The following is a 14,725-nucleotide window of genomic DNA, read 5'->3' as shown; positions in this document are numbered from 1 at the left end:
GTTGCGGGGGTCGGACGGGCGCTTCGCCTGACGGGTGGTCAGCTCGGCGACACGCTGCCGTACGCCGGGAGTTCACCCACTGTTCACGCCCCCGCCGCCGTTCGGCCGCCGGGGCGGTCAGCGGCCCCGGGTCGGCTCGCCGCGGCGGACCGCGCCGGGGGCGCGGCGGGCCGGGCGGTCCGCGCGACCGGCCGAAGTCAGCTGCCAGGGAACGGAGATGACCATCACGCCGGGGGTGAACAGCAGGCGGCTCTTGAGCCACAGGGCGGACTGGTTGTGCAGCAGGTTCTCCCACCAGTGGCCGACCACGTACTCGGGGACGATGACGGCCACCGCGTCGCCGGGGCGGGCGGCGGTCAGCTCCCGGACGTGCGCGACGACCGGCTTGGTGATCTCCCGGAACGGCGAGTCGAGCACCCGCAGCGGCACGTCGAGGCCGCTCTCCTCCCAGCGGGCGCGCAGGTCGGCGGTGGACTCGGGCTCGACGTCCACGGTGAGGGCCTCCAGCGTGTCGGGCCGGAACGCCTGGGCGTAGCCGAGCGCACGCAGGGTCGGCCGGTGCAGCTGGGAGACCAGCACGACGGCGTGCACCTGCCGGGGGCGGGGCGCCTCCGGGGCGTCCTCCCCGAGGGCCAGCTCGGCGGCCACCGCGTCGTAGTGGCGGCGGACGCCGCGCATCGTCAGCCACAGCAGCAGGGCGGCGACCACGGCCAGCCAGGCGCCCTGGGTGAACTTGGTGATCAGCACGATGACCAGCACCAGCGCGGTGGTGACGGCACCCAGCCCGTTGATCGCCCGGGAGCGCCGGGCGGCGGAGCGGGCGGCCGGGTCGGGCCCGGCGGCCAGGGCGCGGTTCCAGTGCCGGACCATGCCGATCTGGGAGAGCGTGAAGGAGGTGAACACGCCCAGGATGTACAGGTGGATCAGGCTGGTGACGTCCGCCCGGTAGAACCACAGCAGCGCCCCGGCCACCAGGGCGAGCGCGAGGATGCCGTTGGAGAAGGCCAGCCGGTCGCCGCGGGTGTGCAGCTGCCGGGGCAGGTAGCGGTGCTGGGCCAGGATCGAGGCCAGCAGCGGGAAGCCGTTGAACGCGGTGTTCGCGGCCAGGATCAGCACCAGCGCGGTGACCGCCTGGACGAAGTAGAACAGCACGCTGTCGGAGCCGCCGAAGACGGTCGCGGCCAGCTGCGCGATCACGGTCTGCTGGGTGTAGGAGTGGCAGTCCCCGGCCAGGCCGGTCAACTGGCAGGCGTCCTCGACGTAGTGCACGTGCGAGGTCAGTGCGAGCAGCGTGACGCCCGCGAACATCACCACCGCGACGACGCCCATCACCGCCATGGTGGCGGCCGCGTTGCGGGACTTCGGGGCCCGGAAGGCGGGCACGCCGTTGGAGATCGCCTCGACGCCGGTCAGCGCCGTGCAGCCGGAGGCGAAGGCGCGCAGGCCCAGCATCAGCAGCCCCAGGCCCTGCAGGGCGTCCCGGCCGCCCTCGGCCGCGACGCCCAGGTGCGCGGTGGGCGCCTGCGGGCTGTCGCCGAACGCGAGCCGGACCAGGCCGGTGACCACCATCAGCAGGATGCCGCCGATGAACAGGTACGTCGGCGCGGCGAACGCCCGGCCCGACTCGCGCACCCCGCGCAGGTTCACCGCGGTCAGCAGCAGGGTGAAGCCGAGCGCCAGCGCGACCCGGTGCCCGGCCAGCGAGCCGAACGCCGAGATGACGTTGTCCACGCCGGAGGCCACCGACACCGCGACCGTCATCACGTAGTCGACCAGCAGCGAGGCCGCCACCACCAGCCCCGGGCCCGCCCCCAGGTTGCGCGACACCACCTCGTACGAGCCGCCGCCGCTCGGGTAGGCGTGCACCACCTGCCGGTAGGACAGCACCACCACGGCCATCAGCGCGACCACGCCGAGCGCGATCCACGGCGTCAGGTACAGGAAGGCGGTGCCGCCGACGGTCAGCACCAGCAGGATCTCGCCGGTCGCGTACGCCACCGAGGAGAGCGGGTCGGAGGCGAAGATCGGCAGCGCCAGCCGTTTGGGCAGCAGCGTCTCGCCGAGCTCTTCGCTGCGCATGGCGCGGCCGATCACGAGGCGCTTGAGCGCCTGGGGGAGGTTGAACACAGCACGGGAGCGTATGCGCCACCGATGATCCGGCAATCAGCCTGTCCGATCGGCTGATTTTCCGCATTTCCGCAGGCCAGCGGCGGTTTCGTCGGCCGAATCGAAGGCTTGTGCCCGAAATGGGCCTGCCGTTAAGGATTCGTCAATATCGCGGGCGGAGGGCCCGGCGGTCAGTCCCCGGCGGGCAGCCGGGCCTCGATCGCGGCCAGCGCGGCCCGGAGCGCCGCCACGTCGTCCTTGTCCGCGACCTGGTCGCCGTCCTTCAGCCGCACCAGCAGCGTCCCGCCCGGCTCCAGCACGATCAGCGAGGTCTCCTCGATCGCGTCCCCGCCCTGGTGGCGCACCGCCACGTCCAGGTCGGCCACCCGGATGCCCTGCCGGGCGATCTGCCGCCGGTCGTACGCCCCGTCCCGGGCGAGCACCGTCGGCGTCCCGTTCAGCAGCCGGTTGAACCACTCCCGGCGGACCGCCTGCCGCACCAGCAACCAGTCCGCGGCCAGCAGCACCAGCGCCCCGTACACGCCGCCGGTCACCGAGTTGTCGTTCCCGATCACCGCGTTCTGGACGACGTTCGACAGCAGCAGCATGACCACCAGGTCGAAGGTGTTCAGCTGCGCCAGCCCGCGCTTGCCGATCACCCGCAGCAGCACCAGCAGCGCCAGGTACACCAGCAGGGTGCGGATGGTCTTCTCGACGTACGGGATGCCCGCGACGAACATGGCCTGCCACATGGCGGCCACCGTAGGCGCCGGTACGACCGTCGTACCGGCACCCACGCCAGCCGTCCCCCGGACGGCCCACGGGCGCGTCGGTCCGCGGGCGGCGGACTACCGGCGGGTGGCCAGCAGCAGGCCGCTGGCGCAGTCCAGGCGCGCGGCGTGCAGGCGGGGATCGGTGGTCAGGCGCTCGACCAGGGCGGTGACGGCCCGCGCGTGGTCCTCCGGCCAGGTCGGCTGCGGGAGGAGGTCGTCGACCAGGTAGAGGCCGCCCGGGGCGAGCAGCTCCAGCGCCTGGTCGAGGTGGTGGAACTTGCCGGGCCAGGTGTCCGCGAAGACCAGGTCGAAGCTGCCGGGCGCCTGCGCGTCGATCAGCTCCGCGCCGTCCCCCACCACCAGCTCCAGCCGCGGGTCCGCCCCCAGCTGCTCGGCGGCGACGGCGGCCACCGCCGCGTCCAGCTCCACGCTCAGCAGCGCGGCCCCCGCGTCCATCCCGCTCAGCAGCCAGCTCGTCCCCGCCCCGGCGCCCGTCCCCAGCTCCAGGATCCGCCCGCCGGGCCGGGCCGCCGCGAGCGTCCGCAGCAGGTGGCCGGTCTCCCGGTCGCAGGACATCGCGAACCCGAGCGCCGCGCACCGCTCGGCGATCGCGGCCAGCACGGCGGGGTGGGAGTCGGTGGTGAGCGTCAAGGCGCGGCCCTCCGGGGCGGTGATCCGTCAGTGGTCGCGACACGCTAGCGGCGGCCCGGCGCGCCGCACAGCGAATTCCGCCCTGCGGACGGGGCCGCACCGGTCGGCACCGCCGGGTGTTTGGCGAATCCGACATAAGCGATAAATATGACTTATGTGACCTTCTTCCCTTCTGGTCGCTCCGGGTCTCTGGAAGCCTTGCACCCACCCGACCTGCCGAAGGAGACCCCGTGACCGGCACCCCCCGGCGCGCCGTCCGGCTGCTGCTGGTGGCCGCCGCCTCGCTGTGCGTGCTGCTGCCGCTGCTGCGCGGGGCCACCTCCGAGGGGGCCGTCGCGGAGTTCGGGCTGGGGCGGAACGAGGCGGTCGCGGCGCAGCTGGGCTCGGCGCTGGCGATGCTGACGGCGTTCCTGGTGTCGGGGCGGGCCGTGGACGCCCGGGGGTGGCCCCGGGTGCTGCGCTGGACGCTGGGGACGATGGTGGTCGGCGGCGCGGTCTCGGTCACGGCCGGACACCCCTGGGCGTACCTGGCCGGACGGGCCGTGGAGGACGCCGGTTCCGCCGGGGTGCTGATCGCCGCACTGGCCTCCGTCCCGGTGCTGAACCTGCCCGGGCGGATCACCCGGGTGGTGGGCGGGGCCGTCGCGGGCGTCGCCACCGCCTTCGTGCTGGGCGCGAACATCGCGGTGCGGATCGACGCGGTCGCGGGCTGGCGGGTCGGCGAGGCGGTGGTTCCGGCCGCCGCGGCGCTGCTGCTGCTCGCTGCGCTGCGCCTGCTGCCGCGCGAAGGGCTCCCCCGCTCGCGGCCCGGCGCCGCCCCGGTGTGCGGGCCCGGGGTCGCGGCGGCGGCGCTGCTGGCCGTCGCGGGGCTGGAGCTGGGCCCGCTGCTCGACTGGTCGGACCCGCTGGTGGGCGCGCTGCTGTGCGCCTCGGCGGTGCTGTTCGCGGCCTGCCGGGCCCGGAGCGTGCTGCTGGCCCGGCGGCACCCGGAGCCGCTGCCGGTGCCCGGCGTCCCGGCCCGGGCCGCGGGCGGGGCGGTGGCGGCGGGCGCCACGCTGGGCTTCACCCAGCTCGCGCTGACCGCGGCCCTCCCCGTGGTCCTGCTGCAGCGCGGCGTGACGCTGGGGCACGTGTCGCTGTCCATGTCGGGCTACGGGCTGGGCATGCTGGCGGCCGGGCTGGTCGCCCGGCACTGGCGGCTGACCCCGCTGACCAGCGCCTCGCTGGGCCTGCCGCTGGCCGCGGTCGGCCTGGCCTCGCTGCACTTCCTGCCCGCCGGGGCCGGACGGGCCGCGCTGGTGGCGGGCGCGGTGTCACTGCTGGTCGGCTTCGGGCTGGTGGTCGCGCAGATCCCCTACCTGGCGGGTTTCCTGGCGGCCCTGCCGCGGCAGCGCCGGGCGGCGGCCTCGGCGCTGTACCCGGTGGCGATCCTGTTCGGCGGGGTGCTGGGGCAGGCGGTGCCGGGCAGCACGGAACTGGTGACCGGCGAGGGCGGCCCCCCGGAGCTGGGCACCGTGCTGTGGGTGGCCTGCGGCGTGGTCGCGCTGGTGGCGATGCTGCTGGGCCGCCCGGTGGTGTCGCTGGCGGTGGCCGCGGGCGCCGGGCTGCAGCACCTGCTGCTGGTGTCGCTGGCGGGCGAACGGGTCGCGGACCGTCCGGGCGCGGCGGTGGCGGCGCTGGCGGTGGGCGCGGCGATGGGCCTGGTGGCCTGGAGCCGGCGCCAGCAGTCGGAGCGGCTGGCGCGCGTCCGGGCCAGCGAGATCGCCCTGCAGCAGGCCGTGCTGCACCCGATCCCGGCGCGGCTGGGCGAACTCCGGCTGGTCGGGCACTACCAGCCCGCGACGGCCGGCACCGGCGTCGGCGGCGACTTCTTCGAGGCGGTGCGCACCCCGCACGGCACCCGGCTGCTGATCGGCGACGTCCGCGGCAAGGGCCTGCAGGCCGTGCAGACCGTCACCGACCTGCTGGGCTGCTTCCGCTCCCAGGCGCACGAGACCGCCGACCTGGGCGAGCTCGCGGCCCGGCTGGACCGGCAGCTGACCCGGCTGGCGGCGGCCCGCGGCGACGAGGAGCTGTTCGCCACCGCCCTGCTGCTGCAGCACCGGGACGGCGGCACCCAGGTCGAGGTGGTCAACTGCGGGCACCTCGCCCCGCTGCGGGTCGGCCCGGACGGGGTGCGCACCACCCCCGTCCCGGCCCTGCTCCCGCTCGGTCTGGGCGCGCTCGGCCTCGGCCCGGCCCCCGTCCCGACCCCGCTGGCCCTGCCGGGCGGCTCGGCGCTGCTGCTGCACACCGACGGGCTGAGCGAGGCCCGCAACTCCTCCGGCGAGTTCTACCCGCTGGGCGAGCGGCTGTCCGTCCTGCGGGCCGCCGACCCGGGCCGGCTGGTGCACCGGCTCACCGAGGACGTCCGCGACTGGACGCACCAGCTCTCCGACGACATCGCCCTGATCGCCCTCACCCGGGCGTAGCCCCTGCGGGCCGCCGCCGCGGGGCTCCGGCGGGTTCCGGTGGCGGATTCGGGGCCGCGCCGGGAGGGTGGCTGGCGGGGGACGCACCGGAGGAACCGAACCGGAAAGAGCGAGAGATGCCCGAAGTCACCACCCCGTACGCGACCGGCACCCCGTGCTGGGTCGACTTGATGGCGAAGGACCAGCAGGCGGCGCTGGACTTCTACCGCGACCTGCTCGGCTGGCAGGGGAAGCCCGGCCCGGCCGAGTTCGGCGGGTACGCGGTCTGCGAGCTGGACGGCCGGGCCGTCGCCGGGATCGGCCCGGCGATGTCGCCCGAGGGGATGCCGGAGCCGCCGACCGTCTGGACCGGCTACCTGGCCAGTACCGACGCGCGGGCCACCCAGGACGCGATCGTCGCCGCGGGCGGCACGCTGCTCGTCCCGACGGTGGACGTCGGCGACCTGGGCCGGATGCTGGTCGCCGCCGACCCGCAGGGCGCGGTGTTCGGCGTGTGGCAGCCCGGCGAGTTCTCCGGCGCCCGGGTGGTCAACGAGGCCGGGGCGCTGACCTGGAACGAGCTGCACACCAGCGACGTGCCGGCCGCCACCGCGTTCTACGGCGAGGCGTTCGGCATCGAGATCGAGCCGCTGGACGGCGCCGACTCGTACTGGGAGCTGCGGGTCGGCGGCCGCGCGGTCGGCGGCGTCACCCTGCTCGCCAACGACCCGCCCGGCACCCCGGCGCACTGGCTGACGTACTTCGCCGTCGACGACGTGGACTCCACGGTGGACGCCCTGGTGAGGCGGGGCGGCACGGTGCTCGCGCCGCCGTTCGACATGATGGCGGGCCGGATGACGGTGGTCGCCGACCCGCAGGGCGCGCCGTTCGCGCTGATCAGGCCGCAGCCGGCGGCGTAGCACCGCTCGCCGGACCGCCCGTCCGCCCGTCCCGGTTCGGTGCCGGGGCGGGCGGACGCGCGTGCCGCGGGGGCGGGGCGGCGCCGGGCTCAGGGCAGGACCGGGCCGCAGGTGACCAGGAGCGGGAGGACCGGGGCGGCGGCCGAGGCGAGGGCGGCGGCGGCGCGCAGGGCGGGGTGCGGGGCGGCGGCGGGGGCCAGCAGGCGGCGGACGCGCAGCAGGGCGGCGGGGCCGCCCGCGGCGAAGGCGGTGCGCGGGACCTGGCCGTCGGCGACCCGGTACATGGCGGCGGCCAGCACGGTGCGCGGGTGGCGGCGCACGGCCCGGTCGTCGGCGGCCATCTCCAGCAGCAGCGGGGTCTCCCGGGCGGCGAGCCGGGCCAGCGGCAGGAACGGGAACGCGGCGGCGAACGCGTCCGCGGCGGTGCGGGCCAGGTGGTGGCGGCCGGTGACGTGCGCACGCTCGTGGGCGAGGACCGCGGCCACCTGCTGGTCGGTGAGCAGTTCCAGGGCGCCGCGGGTCAGCACGATCCGGGAGCGGCGGCCGGGCAGGCAGTACGCGGCCGGGGTGGCGTGGTCCAGGACGTGCGCGCCGAGGTCGCGGTCGCGGGCGGCGACCAGGTCGAGCACGGCGCGGTGGCGGCGGCGGTGCCGGGCGGTGCGGGCCAGGGCGGCGGCCAGGCGTCCGAGCGGCCAGAGCGCGACGGCCGCGGGCAGCAGCAGCCGCCAGCCGGTGCCGGAGGCGAGCGAGCCCGGGTGGTCGACGCCGCAGACGTGCATCAGCCCGGCCAGGCCGAGGTGCAGGTGGACGCCCGGCACGGCGAGGTGGTGGACGGCCAGCACCAGGGCGGTGACGAAGGACAGCGCGAGCGCCTGCCAGAGCGCGACGGCCAGCCGGGGCGCGCGGTGCGCCCAGCCGGAGCGGGCCAGCGGCAGCGGGGCGAGCGCGCCGACCAGCAGCGCGTAGCCGAGCAGCGCGAGGGCCGCCGTCACCGGGGGCCGTCCCCGGGTGCTCCGCGGTCGACCGAGTCGAGGGCGCTGCGCAGTGCGGCGAGCTCCTCGGGGGTGAGCTGCTCGACCAGGTGCGCCAGCGCGCCGCCCGGGTTGGGACTCTCGCCGAGCACGTCGCGCATCAGGGCGGCGCTGTACGCCTCGCGGGTGCAGGCGGGCCGGTAGCTCCAGGCCCGGCCGGACTTCTCGCGGCGCAGCATGCCCTTGCGGTGCAGGATGTCGGCGACCGTCATCACGGTGGTGTACGCGAGCGGCCGGGTGCGGTTGAGGTCGTCGACGATCTCGCGGACGGTCGCGGGGCGGTCCCAGGTCCACAGGCGGTCCATGATCTCCGCCTCCAGGTCGCCGAGTCTGCGCACCGTTCCCGCTCCCGCCTCTCCTGGCCTGGCCGCTCCGGGTGCTCATCGTAGTGGGTGGGGGGTGGGTTGCCCGCCTTTCTACTGAACTACTAAGTTGTCTCGTACTGATGGCCCGGACGTCGCCCGGACGGCGGGTGCCCGACCCCGAGGAGAGAACGCCCCCGATGGGAACGCACCGCAGGCCCCGCCCCGCCGGACGCGCCAGGACCGCCGTGCTCGGCGCCGCCGCCGGAGCCGCCGTCCTGCTGCCCGCCACCGGCGCCACCGCCGAACCGGCGCCCGGCACCGCCCAGGTCAAGGCCCGGGTCGACGGCCTCTACGAGGAGGCCGAGGCGGCCACCGAGCAGTACAACAAGCTCGACGAGCAGGCCCGCCGGCTCCAGGACGAGGCGGGGCGGCTGCAGGACCGGCTGGCCCGGCAGCAGGAGAAGGTCCTGCAGTACCGGGAGACCCTCGGCGCGCTCGCCGCCGAGCAGTACCGCAGCGGCAGCATCGACCCGGGCGTCCGGCTGGTGCTCAGCTCCTCCCCCGACGAGTACCTGCAGCAGGCCGGGCTGCAGACCCTGGCGGGCGACCAGCAGGCCGAGGCCCTGCGCGACGCGCTGCGCCTGCAGCGGTCCGTGGACCAGGAGCGGGCCGAGACCGCCGCCAAGCTCGCCGAACTCGAACAGGCCCGCAGCGCCCTCGGCGCCAAGAAGGCCGAGGTGCAGGCCAAGCTCGGCGAGGCCAACCGCCTCCTGTCCGGCCTCAAGGCCGCCGACCGGGCCCGCGTCCTCGGCGACGACTCCCCCGCCGCGTCCCGGAGTTCGGCCCGCGGCGAGACCTACGACGGGCCCGCGACCGGCCGGACCAAGGCGATCCTCGACTACGCCTACGCCCAGATCGGCAAGCCCTACCAGTGGGGCGCCGAGGGCCCGAACTCCTTCGACTGCTCCGGCCTGACCCAGATGGCCTACCGGGCCGGCGGCGTCAGCCTCCCCCGCGTCACCCAGGACCAGTGGAACGCGGGCAGGCACGTCGCCCGCGCCGACCTCCAGCCCGGCGACCTGGTCTTCTACTACAACGACCTGCACCACGTCGGCATCTACGTCGGCAACGGCAAGCTGCTGCACGCCCCGCGCACCGGCAAGAACGTCCAGATCGTCGACCTGGACGTGATGCCCTACGTCGGCGCCGTCCGCCCCTGACCCCGGCGGGCCGGCCACGCGACGTCGTCGACGGCGAGCCACGGCGCGACGGCCACGGCGGCGGGCGTCACCCCGGTGAACGCCCTGACCTCGCGGTGGAGGTGGGCCTGGTCGGTGTACCCGCTCGCGGCCGCCGCCCGGGCGGCGGGGCGGCCCGCCGCGAGGAGGCGGGCGGCGTGGTCGAAGCGCACCAGCCGGGCGGCGTGCTTGGGGGTGAGGCCGATCCGGGACCGGAAGCGGGACCACAGGTGCTGACGGCTCCAGCCCACCTCGTCCGCCAGCGCGTCGACGCGCACCCGCCCCCGGCCGGCGAGCAGCAGCCGCCAGGCGGCGGACACCTCCGGGTCGAGCGGGGGGCGGGCGGCGATCCGCCGGCCGAGGGCGTCCGCCGCGATCGCGAACCGCTCCTCCCACGACGCGGCGGCCCGCAGCTCCCCCTCGACCCGCCCGGCGTCGCGGCCCCAGACGTCCTCCAGGGGCACCGCGGCCCCGGTGAGGGCGGCCGACTCGCCGAAGACGGCGGGCGCCAGGACCGGCGACAGCCGGATCTGGAGGCACTCGGTCCCCCCGTTCCCCCCGCCGCCGAGCCGGAGGTCGCCCGGCAGCAGTCCGATGACCGTACTGCCGCGTTCGCGTCGGCCCCGGGCCCGGCAGGACAGGCCGTCCCCGTCGCTCAGGTCGATCAGCAGGGTGACCGAGGGGTGCGCGACCATCGCGATGTCCGCGCGCTCCGGCCCGCGTTGGCGGAACCCGGCCATGCGGACCCCGGGCAGCCGGCCCGGCCGCCGGGGCACGGCGACCTCCACCGACGCCCGGTCAGGTGGTGGTTCGGCGGACCTCACGGCACCAGGGTAGGCGGTGGGGAGTCCGGTGGCCCCGGTGTTCCCGGAGGCCGCGACCGGGGCGATCGGCGAGGCGGCCGTCGGGGCCGCACCGGCCCGCGGGTCCTCCTGCACGGCGGCGCGGACCGACGCCGCGCCCTCACCCCCGGAGCTGCACCGCCGCGAAGCGCAGCAGCGACTCGGCGGTCGCCTCCGGCGCCTCGAGCATGGGGAAGTGGCCGACGCCGGGCAGCTGTTCGACCCGTGCGTTCGGCACCGTGGCGTACTGGTGCGCCGAAGCCGGGTCCCAGCGGGGGTCGGCGGCGCCGAAGAGCGCCAGGACCGGGAGGTCGAGGGCGGTCAGGCGGGCGGGCAGGCTCCGCTCGGCGATGTACGCGCCGTTCTGGCGCAGCACCGCCCTGAACGCGGGGTAGCCGATGCCCCGGACGTCGGCGACCAGCTCGTCCGGGACGTCCACCGGGCGGTGGCAGACCGAGGTCACGCCCCGGCGGAGCACCGCGTCGGAACGGGCCCTCCACAGGAGCGGCCCGAGCGGCGGTCCGAGCAGGGCCCGGAGGAGGAGGGGCTGCGGGAGGAGCGCGTCGGGGCTCGGGCCGCTGCTGATCAGGGCGAGCGAACCCACCAGGTCCGGGCGCCGTTCGGCGAGGGCGGTGGCGACGTACCCGCCGCTGGAGTGCCCGGCCGCGGTGACCGCGCGGACGCCGAGCTCGTCGAGCACCGCGGCCAGCCCGGCCGCCTGGCCGGGCACGTCGTACGACGGCGCGGGCGGGGACTGGCCGTGGCCCGGGAGGTCGATCCGGATGACGCGGTGCCGCTCGGCCAGGGCCGGCACCACCGGGCCCCAGGAGCTGCCCGCGGCCCCCGATCCGTGCACGAGGAGCAGCGGCGGCGCCTCCCGGGGGCCGTCGTGGACCACGCGCGTCCCGTGCACGTACCTGTCTTCGTGGGTTCCCATGCACGGAAGGGTGCCGGGGGCGCCGGCCCCCGGTCTTGTACGAATGTCGCCGCCGCCCCGGGCCGGGTCAGCCGAGCGGCGGGGCGAGGTACTCCAGGGCGTAGCCGTCGCCGTCGGGGGTGACCCGGGCGACGCCCGGGGAGTCGAGGTGGGCGCCGGCCACGTAGTGGTCGGGGGTGGCGAGCCGCTCCAGCAGGGCCAGGCGGGCGGCTCGGGCACCGGGCCGGTCGGCGTCGTACTCCCAGGTGACCCCGGGGCGGCCGAACTGGAGGGTGGGGACGTGGACGGTGTCGCCCCAGACGAGGAGGTGGCCGGCGGTGCTGCGGATGTCGTAGACGGTGTGGCCGGGGGTGTGCCCGGGGGCGGGGAGGGCGGTGGCCCAGTCGTTGAGGGCGGTCTCGGCGGTCAGCGGGACGGCCCGGTCGCGGAACGGGGCGAGCCGTCCGGTGAGGACCGCGGCGTCGCCCGCGCCGATCCACACCCGTTCGAGGGCGGGGAACGCCTCCGTGCCGTCGGGGGCGACCAGGCCGCCGACGTGGTCCTCGTGGTGGTGGGTGACGGCGACGTCGGTGACGGTCGCGCGGTCGATGCCCGCCTCGTCGAGCGCCTCGTGCAGCAGGCCCATGCCCGGCTCGGGCCAGACGTCGGAGCCGCCGGTGTCGACCAGCAGCGAGCGGGTGCCGTCGGTGACGTGGAAGGCGTTGACCGCCAGCCGCAGGTTGCCCCCGACCAGCGGGACGCCCTCGGGCAGCACGTCGAACCCGCACCCGTCCTCGTGGCGGAGCCGGGCCGGCGGCATGTCGATGTGGCCGTCCCGCAGCGCGACCACCCGCAGGGCGCCGAACTCGAACACGGTGTGCAGCCGGCCGGTGGAGACCAGGCGCATGGAACCCCCCTCGTGACGGGACGCGCAGGGCGCGTCTCTCATGGAAGAACAGGTCTTCTATGAGAGAAACACTACACTGTGGGCCGTACGGGCAGGCACCCCATCGACCGAGGAGCACGGTGGCCGAGCAGGACGGAACCGCGGCCGGAGCACCGCACGGCGACGAGCCCGCCGGGGCGCCCCGGGACGACGAGCTGGCCGGGGCGTTCGGCGGCCGGGTGCGGCGGCGGCGCGAGGAGGCGGGCCTGACGCTGGAGCAGCTCTCCGCTCGGTCGGCGGTCAGCCGGGCGATGCTCTCCAAGGTCGAGCGCGGCGAGAAGAGCCCGACGATCGGCGTCGCGTCCCGGATCGCCCACGCGCTCGGCGCCACGCTCTCGGAGCTGACCGGTGCCCCGGCCGCCGCCTCGCCCGGCGTGGCCGTGGTGCTGCGCGCGGAGCACCGCCCGGTCTTCCGCGACCCGGAGACCGGGTTCGAGCGGCACGTGGTGTCGGCGGCCCCGGGCGCGGGCGGGGCCGAGATGGTGCTGCACCGCCTCCCCGCCGGGGTCTCCACCGGGCTGCTGCCCGCGTACCCGGCGGGCGCCGAGAAGCAGCTCCTGGTGCTCGCGGGCGCCCTCACCGTCGAGCTCGGCGGCGCCGACGAGACCCTGCGGGCCGGTGACTCGCTGTTCCTGCAGGCCGACGCGGACCACGGCTTCGCCAACCGGACGGACGCCCCCTGCGAGTACGTCATGTTCATCTCCCGCCGGGCCTGAGCGGCGCGCTCCCCCACCACGGCTCCCGGGGCCGGGGGCCGCCGGTCGGGGCAGGTCCCGGTTGTGCCAGGATCTCCGCAGGTCAACGGGGCACTGTCGCTCCCGGCCGGATGGGAGAGAAGTCGTGGGCACCCTCGTCGCGCCCGAGCCCCTGCTGCTGCGGGACGGGCGTCCCGCCGCCGCCGGATGGTCGCTGGACCCGGGGATGCGGCACCTGAACCACGGCTCGTTCGGCGCGGTGCCGGTGGTCGCGCAGCGGGAGCAGCAGCGGCTGCGCGAGGAGATGGACGCCTCGCCGGTGGTGTGGTTCCCCGGGCTGCCGCGGCGGGTGGCGGCCGCGCGGGCGGCGATCGCCGACTTCCTGGGCGTACCGGCCGAGTTCACCGCGCTGGTGCCGAACGCCAGCGCCGGGGCGAGCACCGTGTACGGGAGCCTGCCGCACCGGGACGGCGGGGAGGTGCTGGTGACCGACCACGGGTACGGGGCGGTGACGATGGGTGCGGCCCGGCTGGCCCGGCGCTGGGGCGGGTCGGTGCGCACCGTGCACGTGCCGCTGGGGGCGGGCCCGGCCGAGGCCGCGGCGGCGGTGACCGGGGCGGTGGGCGACCGGACGGCGCTGATCGTGCTGGACCGGATCACCTCGGCGACCGCCCGCTACCTGCCGGTCGACCTGGTCGGCGCGTTCGCCCGCGAGCGCGGCGTCCCGCTGCTGGTCGACGCCGCGCACGTGCCCGGCCTGGACGAGGACCCGCTGGCCGGGGTGGACTGCGACGCCTGGGTCGGCAACCTGCACAAGTTCGGCTGCGCGCCGCGCGGCACCGCCGCGCTCGTCGCCCGCGGTGAACTCCGGCACGCACTGCACCCGTTGATCGACTCGTGGGGCGCCCAGGAGCCGTTCCCGGAGCGCTTCGACACCCAGGGGACGCTGGACGTCACGGGCTACCTGGCCGCACCGACCGCGCTCGACTTCGTCGCCGGGCAGTGGGGTTGGGCCGAGGCCCGCCGCTACATGGGCGAACTCGCGGACTACGCCGAGCAGTTGATCGGCGCCGAGATCGCCGCCGCGACCGGCGAACCGGCCGCGGCGGACGTCGGCATGCCCGTGAACGCCCTGCGCCTGGTCAAGCTCCCGGCCGGACTGGGCCGCACCCGCCTGGAGGCCGACGCCCTGCGGGACCGGCTGGCCGCCGAGTTCGGCGTCGAGGCGGCGTTCACCAGCTTCGGCGGGACGGGGTACTTCCGGCTGTCCACGCACGTGTACAACACCGCGGAGGACTACGAGTACTTCGCGGAGCGGTGCGTGCCGGTGCTGTGCGCGTGGGCGCGCGAGGGCTGAACCCGGGCCGCTACGCGGGGAGTTCGTAGTCGAGGTGGATGCGGTGGGTGCCGTCCTCGTCGATGACGATGGAGCCGGTGCCGGTGATGCCGACGAGGGCCCCGGTGCCGCTGCCCGGGACGATGACGAAGTACTCGTCGTCCCGGGCGACGCCGAGGGTGGTCGCCGAGTGGGCGAAGTTGAAGGTGCCCTCCGCCCCGCCCAGGGTGCCCGCGAAGGACTCCATCGCGAGGTAGGTGCCGACGCCCGTGACCTGGTCGAAGGCGGCGGTGAACAGGGTGTCGGCACGGCCCGCGACCTCGCCGCGGAACTCCTTGCGCATGGTGGCGACGCCGACCCCCGCGGCGGTCTTGACGTCGCCCTCCGGGACGGGCGCGGGGGTGAACTCGGCGACGGTGAAGGTTCCTGATGCTCGCATGGCCGCGATGGTAGGCCGCCGCACCGACAATCCGGCGGAGACTCGGGGCAGTTGGGCTCGGGACAGTTGGGATCGGG

Annotated in this window: 14 protein-coding genes; 5 read left to right on the top strand and 9 right to left on the bottom strand. The window is 76.1% G+C overall.

Going from position 1 to position 14,725, the window contains the following annotated elements:
• Nucleotides 1-117: 117 nt before the first annotated feature.
• The 3 genes from QSK52_RS00680 to QSK52_RS00670 all read right to left on the bottom strand — a co-directional run bounded on the left by QSK52_RS00680 (nt 118) and on the right by QSK52_RS00670 (nt 3,530).
• Complete coding sequence (locus QSK52_RS00680) at nt 118-2,079, bottom strand: APC family permease (protein ID WP_285733390.1); 1,962 nt, start codon at nt 2,077-2,079, stop codon at nt 118-120.
• Nucleotides 2,080-2,297: 218 nt separating this feature from the next.
• Complete coding sequence (locus QSK52_RS00675; protein ID WP_285732276.1) at nt 2,298-2,858, bottom strand: DUF421 domain-containing protein; 561 nt, start codon at nt 2,856-2,858, stop codon at nt 2,298-2,300.
• 96 nt (nt 2,859-2,954) lie between these two features.
• Complete coding sequence (locus QSK52_RS00670; RefSeq protein WP_285732273.1) at nt 2,955-3,530, bottom strand: O-methyltransferase; 576 nt, start codon at nt 3,528-3,530, stop codon at nt 2,955-2,957.
• Nucleotides 3,531-3,760: 230 nt separating this feature from the next.
• Between QSK52_RS00670 and QSK52_RS00665 the strand changes: the two genes are divergently transcribed.
• Both QSK52_RS00665 and QSK52_RS00660 read left to right on the top strand, forming a co-directional pair.
• On the top strand, nt 3,761-6,001 hold the full coding sequence (locus QSK52_RS00665; RefSeq protein ID WP_285732271.1) for a SpoIIE family protein phosphatase: 2,241 nt from the start codon (nt 3,761-3,763) through the stop codon (nt 5,999-6,001).
• A 116-nt stretch (nt 6,002-6,117) separates the two neighbouring features.
• Nucleotides 6,118-6,900 (top strand): VOC family protein, encoded by a 783-nt coding sequence (locus QSK52_RS00660; RefSeq protein ID WP_285732269.1) that lies wholly within the window; start codon nt 6,118-6,120, stop codon nt 6,898-6,900.
• Between the two features lie 89 nt (nt 6,901-6,989).
• On the opposite strand, the gene QSK52_RS00655 is transcribed toward QSK52_RS00660, so the two are convergent.
• Together QSK52_RS00655 and QSK52_RS00650 are read right to left on the bottom strand one after the other, a co-directional pair.
• Nucleotides 6,990-7,892, bottom strand: a complete 903-nt coding sequence (locus QSK52_RS00655; RefSeq protein ID WP_285732267.1) for a M56 family metallopeptidase — start codon at nt 7,890-7,892, stop codon at nt 6,990-6,992.
• A complete protein-coding gene (locus tag QSK52_RS00650; RefSeq protein WP_285732264.1) occupies nt 7,889-8,269 on the bottom strand; it encodes a BlaI/MecI/CopY family transcriptional regulator in 381 nt (126 codons plus the stop codon). Before QSK52_RS00650 ends, QSK52_RS00655 begins: the two co-directional genes overlap by 4 nt.
• Nucleotides 8,270-8,433: 164 nt before the next feature.
• Between QSK52_RS00650 and QSK52_RS00645 the strand changes: the two genes are divergently transcribed.
• Complete coding sequence (locus QSK52_RS00645) at nt 8,434-9,456, top strand: C40 family peptidase (protein WP_285732262.1); 1,023 nt, start codon at nt 8,434-8,436, stop codon at nt 9,454-9,456.
• Here the strand turns inward: QSK52_RS00645 and QSK52_RS00640 are convergent.
• The 3 genes from QSK52_RS00640 to QSK52_RS00630 all read right to left on the bottom strand — a co-directional run bounded on the left by QSK52_RS00640 (nt 9,432) and on the right by QSK52_RS00630 (nt 12,139).
• Nucleotides 9,432-10,298 carry a helix-turn-helix domain-containing protein gene (locus QSK52_RS00640; RefSeq protein ID WP_435053138.1) on the bottom strand — a complete coding sequence of 289 codons (867 nt, stop codon included), beginning with the start codon at nt 10,296-10,298 and terminating at the stop codon, nt 9,432-9,434. The genes QSK52_RS00645 and QSK52_RS00640 overlap by 25 nt on opposite strands.
• 139 nt (nt 10,299-10,437) lie before the next feature.
• A complete protein-coding gene (locus tag QSK52_RS00635; RefSeq protein ID WP_285732260.1) occupies nt 10,438-11,253 on the bottom strand; it encodes an alpha/beta fold hydrolase in 816 nt (271 codons plus the stop codon).
• A 67-nt stretch (nt 11,254-11,320) separates the two neighbouring features.
• Nucleotides 11,321-12,139, bottom strand: coding sequence for an MBL fold metallo-hydrolase (locus tag QSK52_RS00630; protein WP_285732257.1), 819 nt, complete (start codon nt 12,137-12,139; stop codon nt 11,321-11,323).
• A 119-nt stretch (nt 12,140-12,258) separates the two neighbouring features.
• Here QSK52_RS00630 and QSK52_RS00625 point away from each other — a divergent pair, with 119 nt between their 5' ends.
• Together QSK52_RS00625 and QSK52_RS00620 are read left to right on the top strand one after the other, a co-directional pair.
• Complete coding sequence (locus QSK52_RS00625; protein ID WP_285732255.1) at nt 12,259-12,894, top strand: helix-turn-helix domain-containing protein; 636 nt, start codon at nt 12,259-12,261, stop codon at nt 12,892-12,894.
• Nucleotides 12,895-13,018: 124 nt separating this feature from the next.
• A complete protein-coding gene (locus QSK52_RS00620; protein WP_285732254.1) occupies nt 13,019-14,230 on the top strand; it encodes an aminotransferase class V-fold PLP-dependent enzyme in 1,212 nt (403 codons plus the stop codon).
• Between the two features lie 10 nt (nt 14,231-14,240).
• Here QSK52_RS00620 and QSK52_RS00615 read toward each other — a convergent pair whose 3' ends face one another.
• Nucleotides 14,241-14,648 (bottom strand): DUF3224 domain-containing protein, encoded by a 408-nt coding sequence (locus QSK52_RS00615; protein ID WP_285732253.1) that lies wholly within the window; start codon nt 14,646-14,648, stop codon nt 14,241-14,243.
• Nucleotides 14,649-14,725: the final 77 nt, after the last annotated feature.

The sequence above is a fragment of the Kitasatospora phosalacinea genome (assembly GCF_030268885.1).
GTDB classification, from domain to species: Bacteria; Actinomycetota; Actinomycetes; order Streptomycetales; family Streptomycetaceae; genus Kitasatospora; species Kitasatospora phosalacinea_C.
The sequence above is the reverse complement of the archived record's forward strand: the minus strand, read 5'-3'. Positions and strand labels throughout refer to the sequence as shown.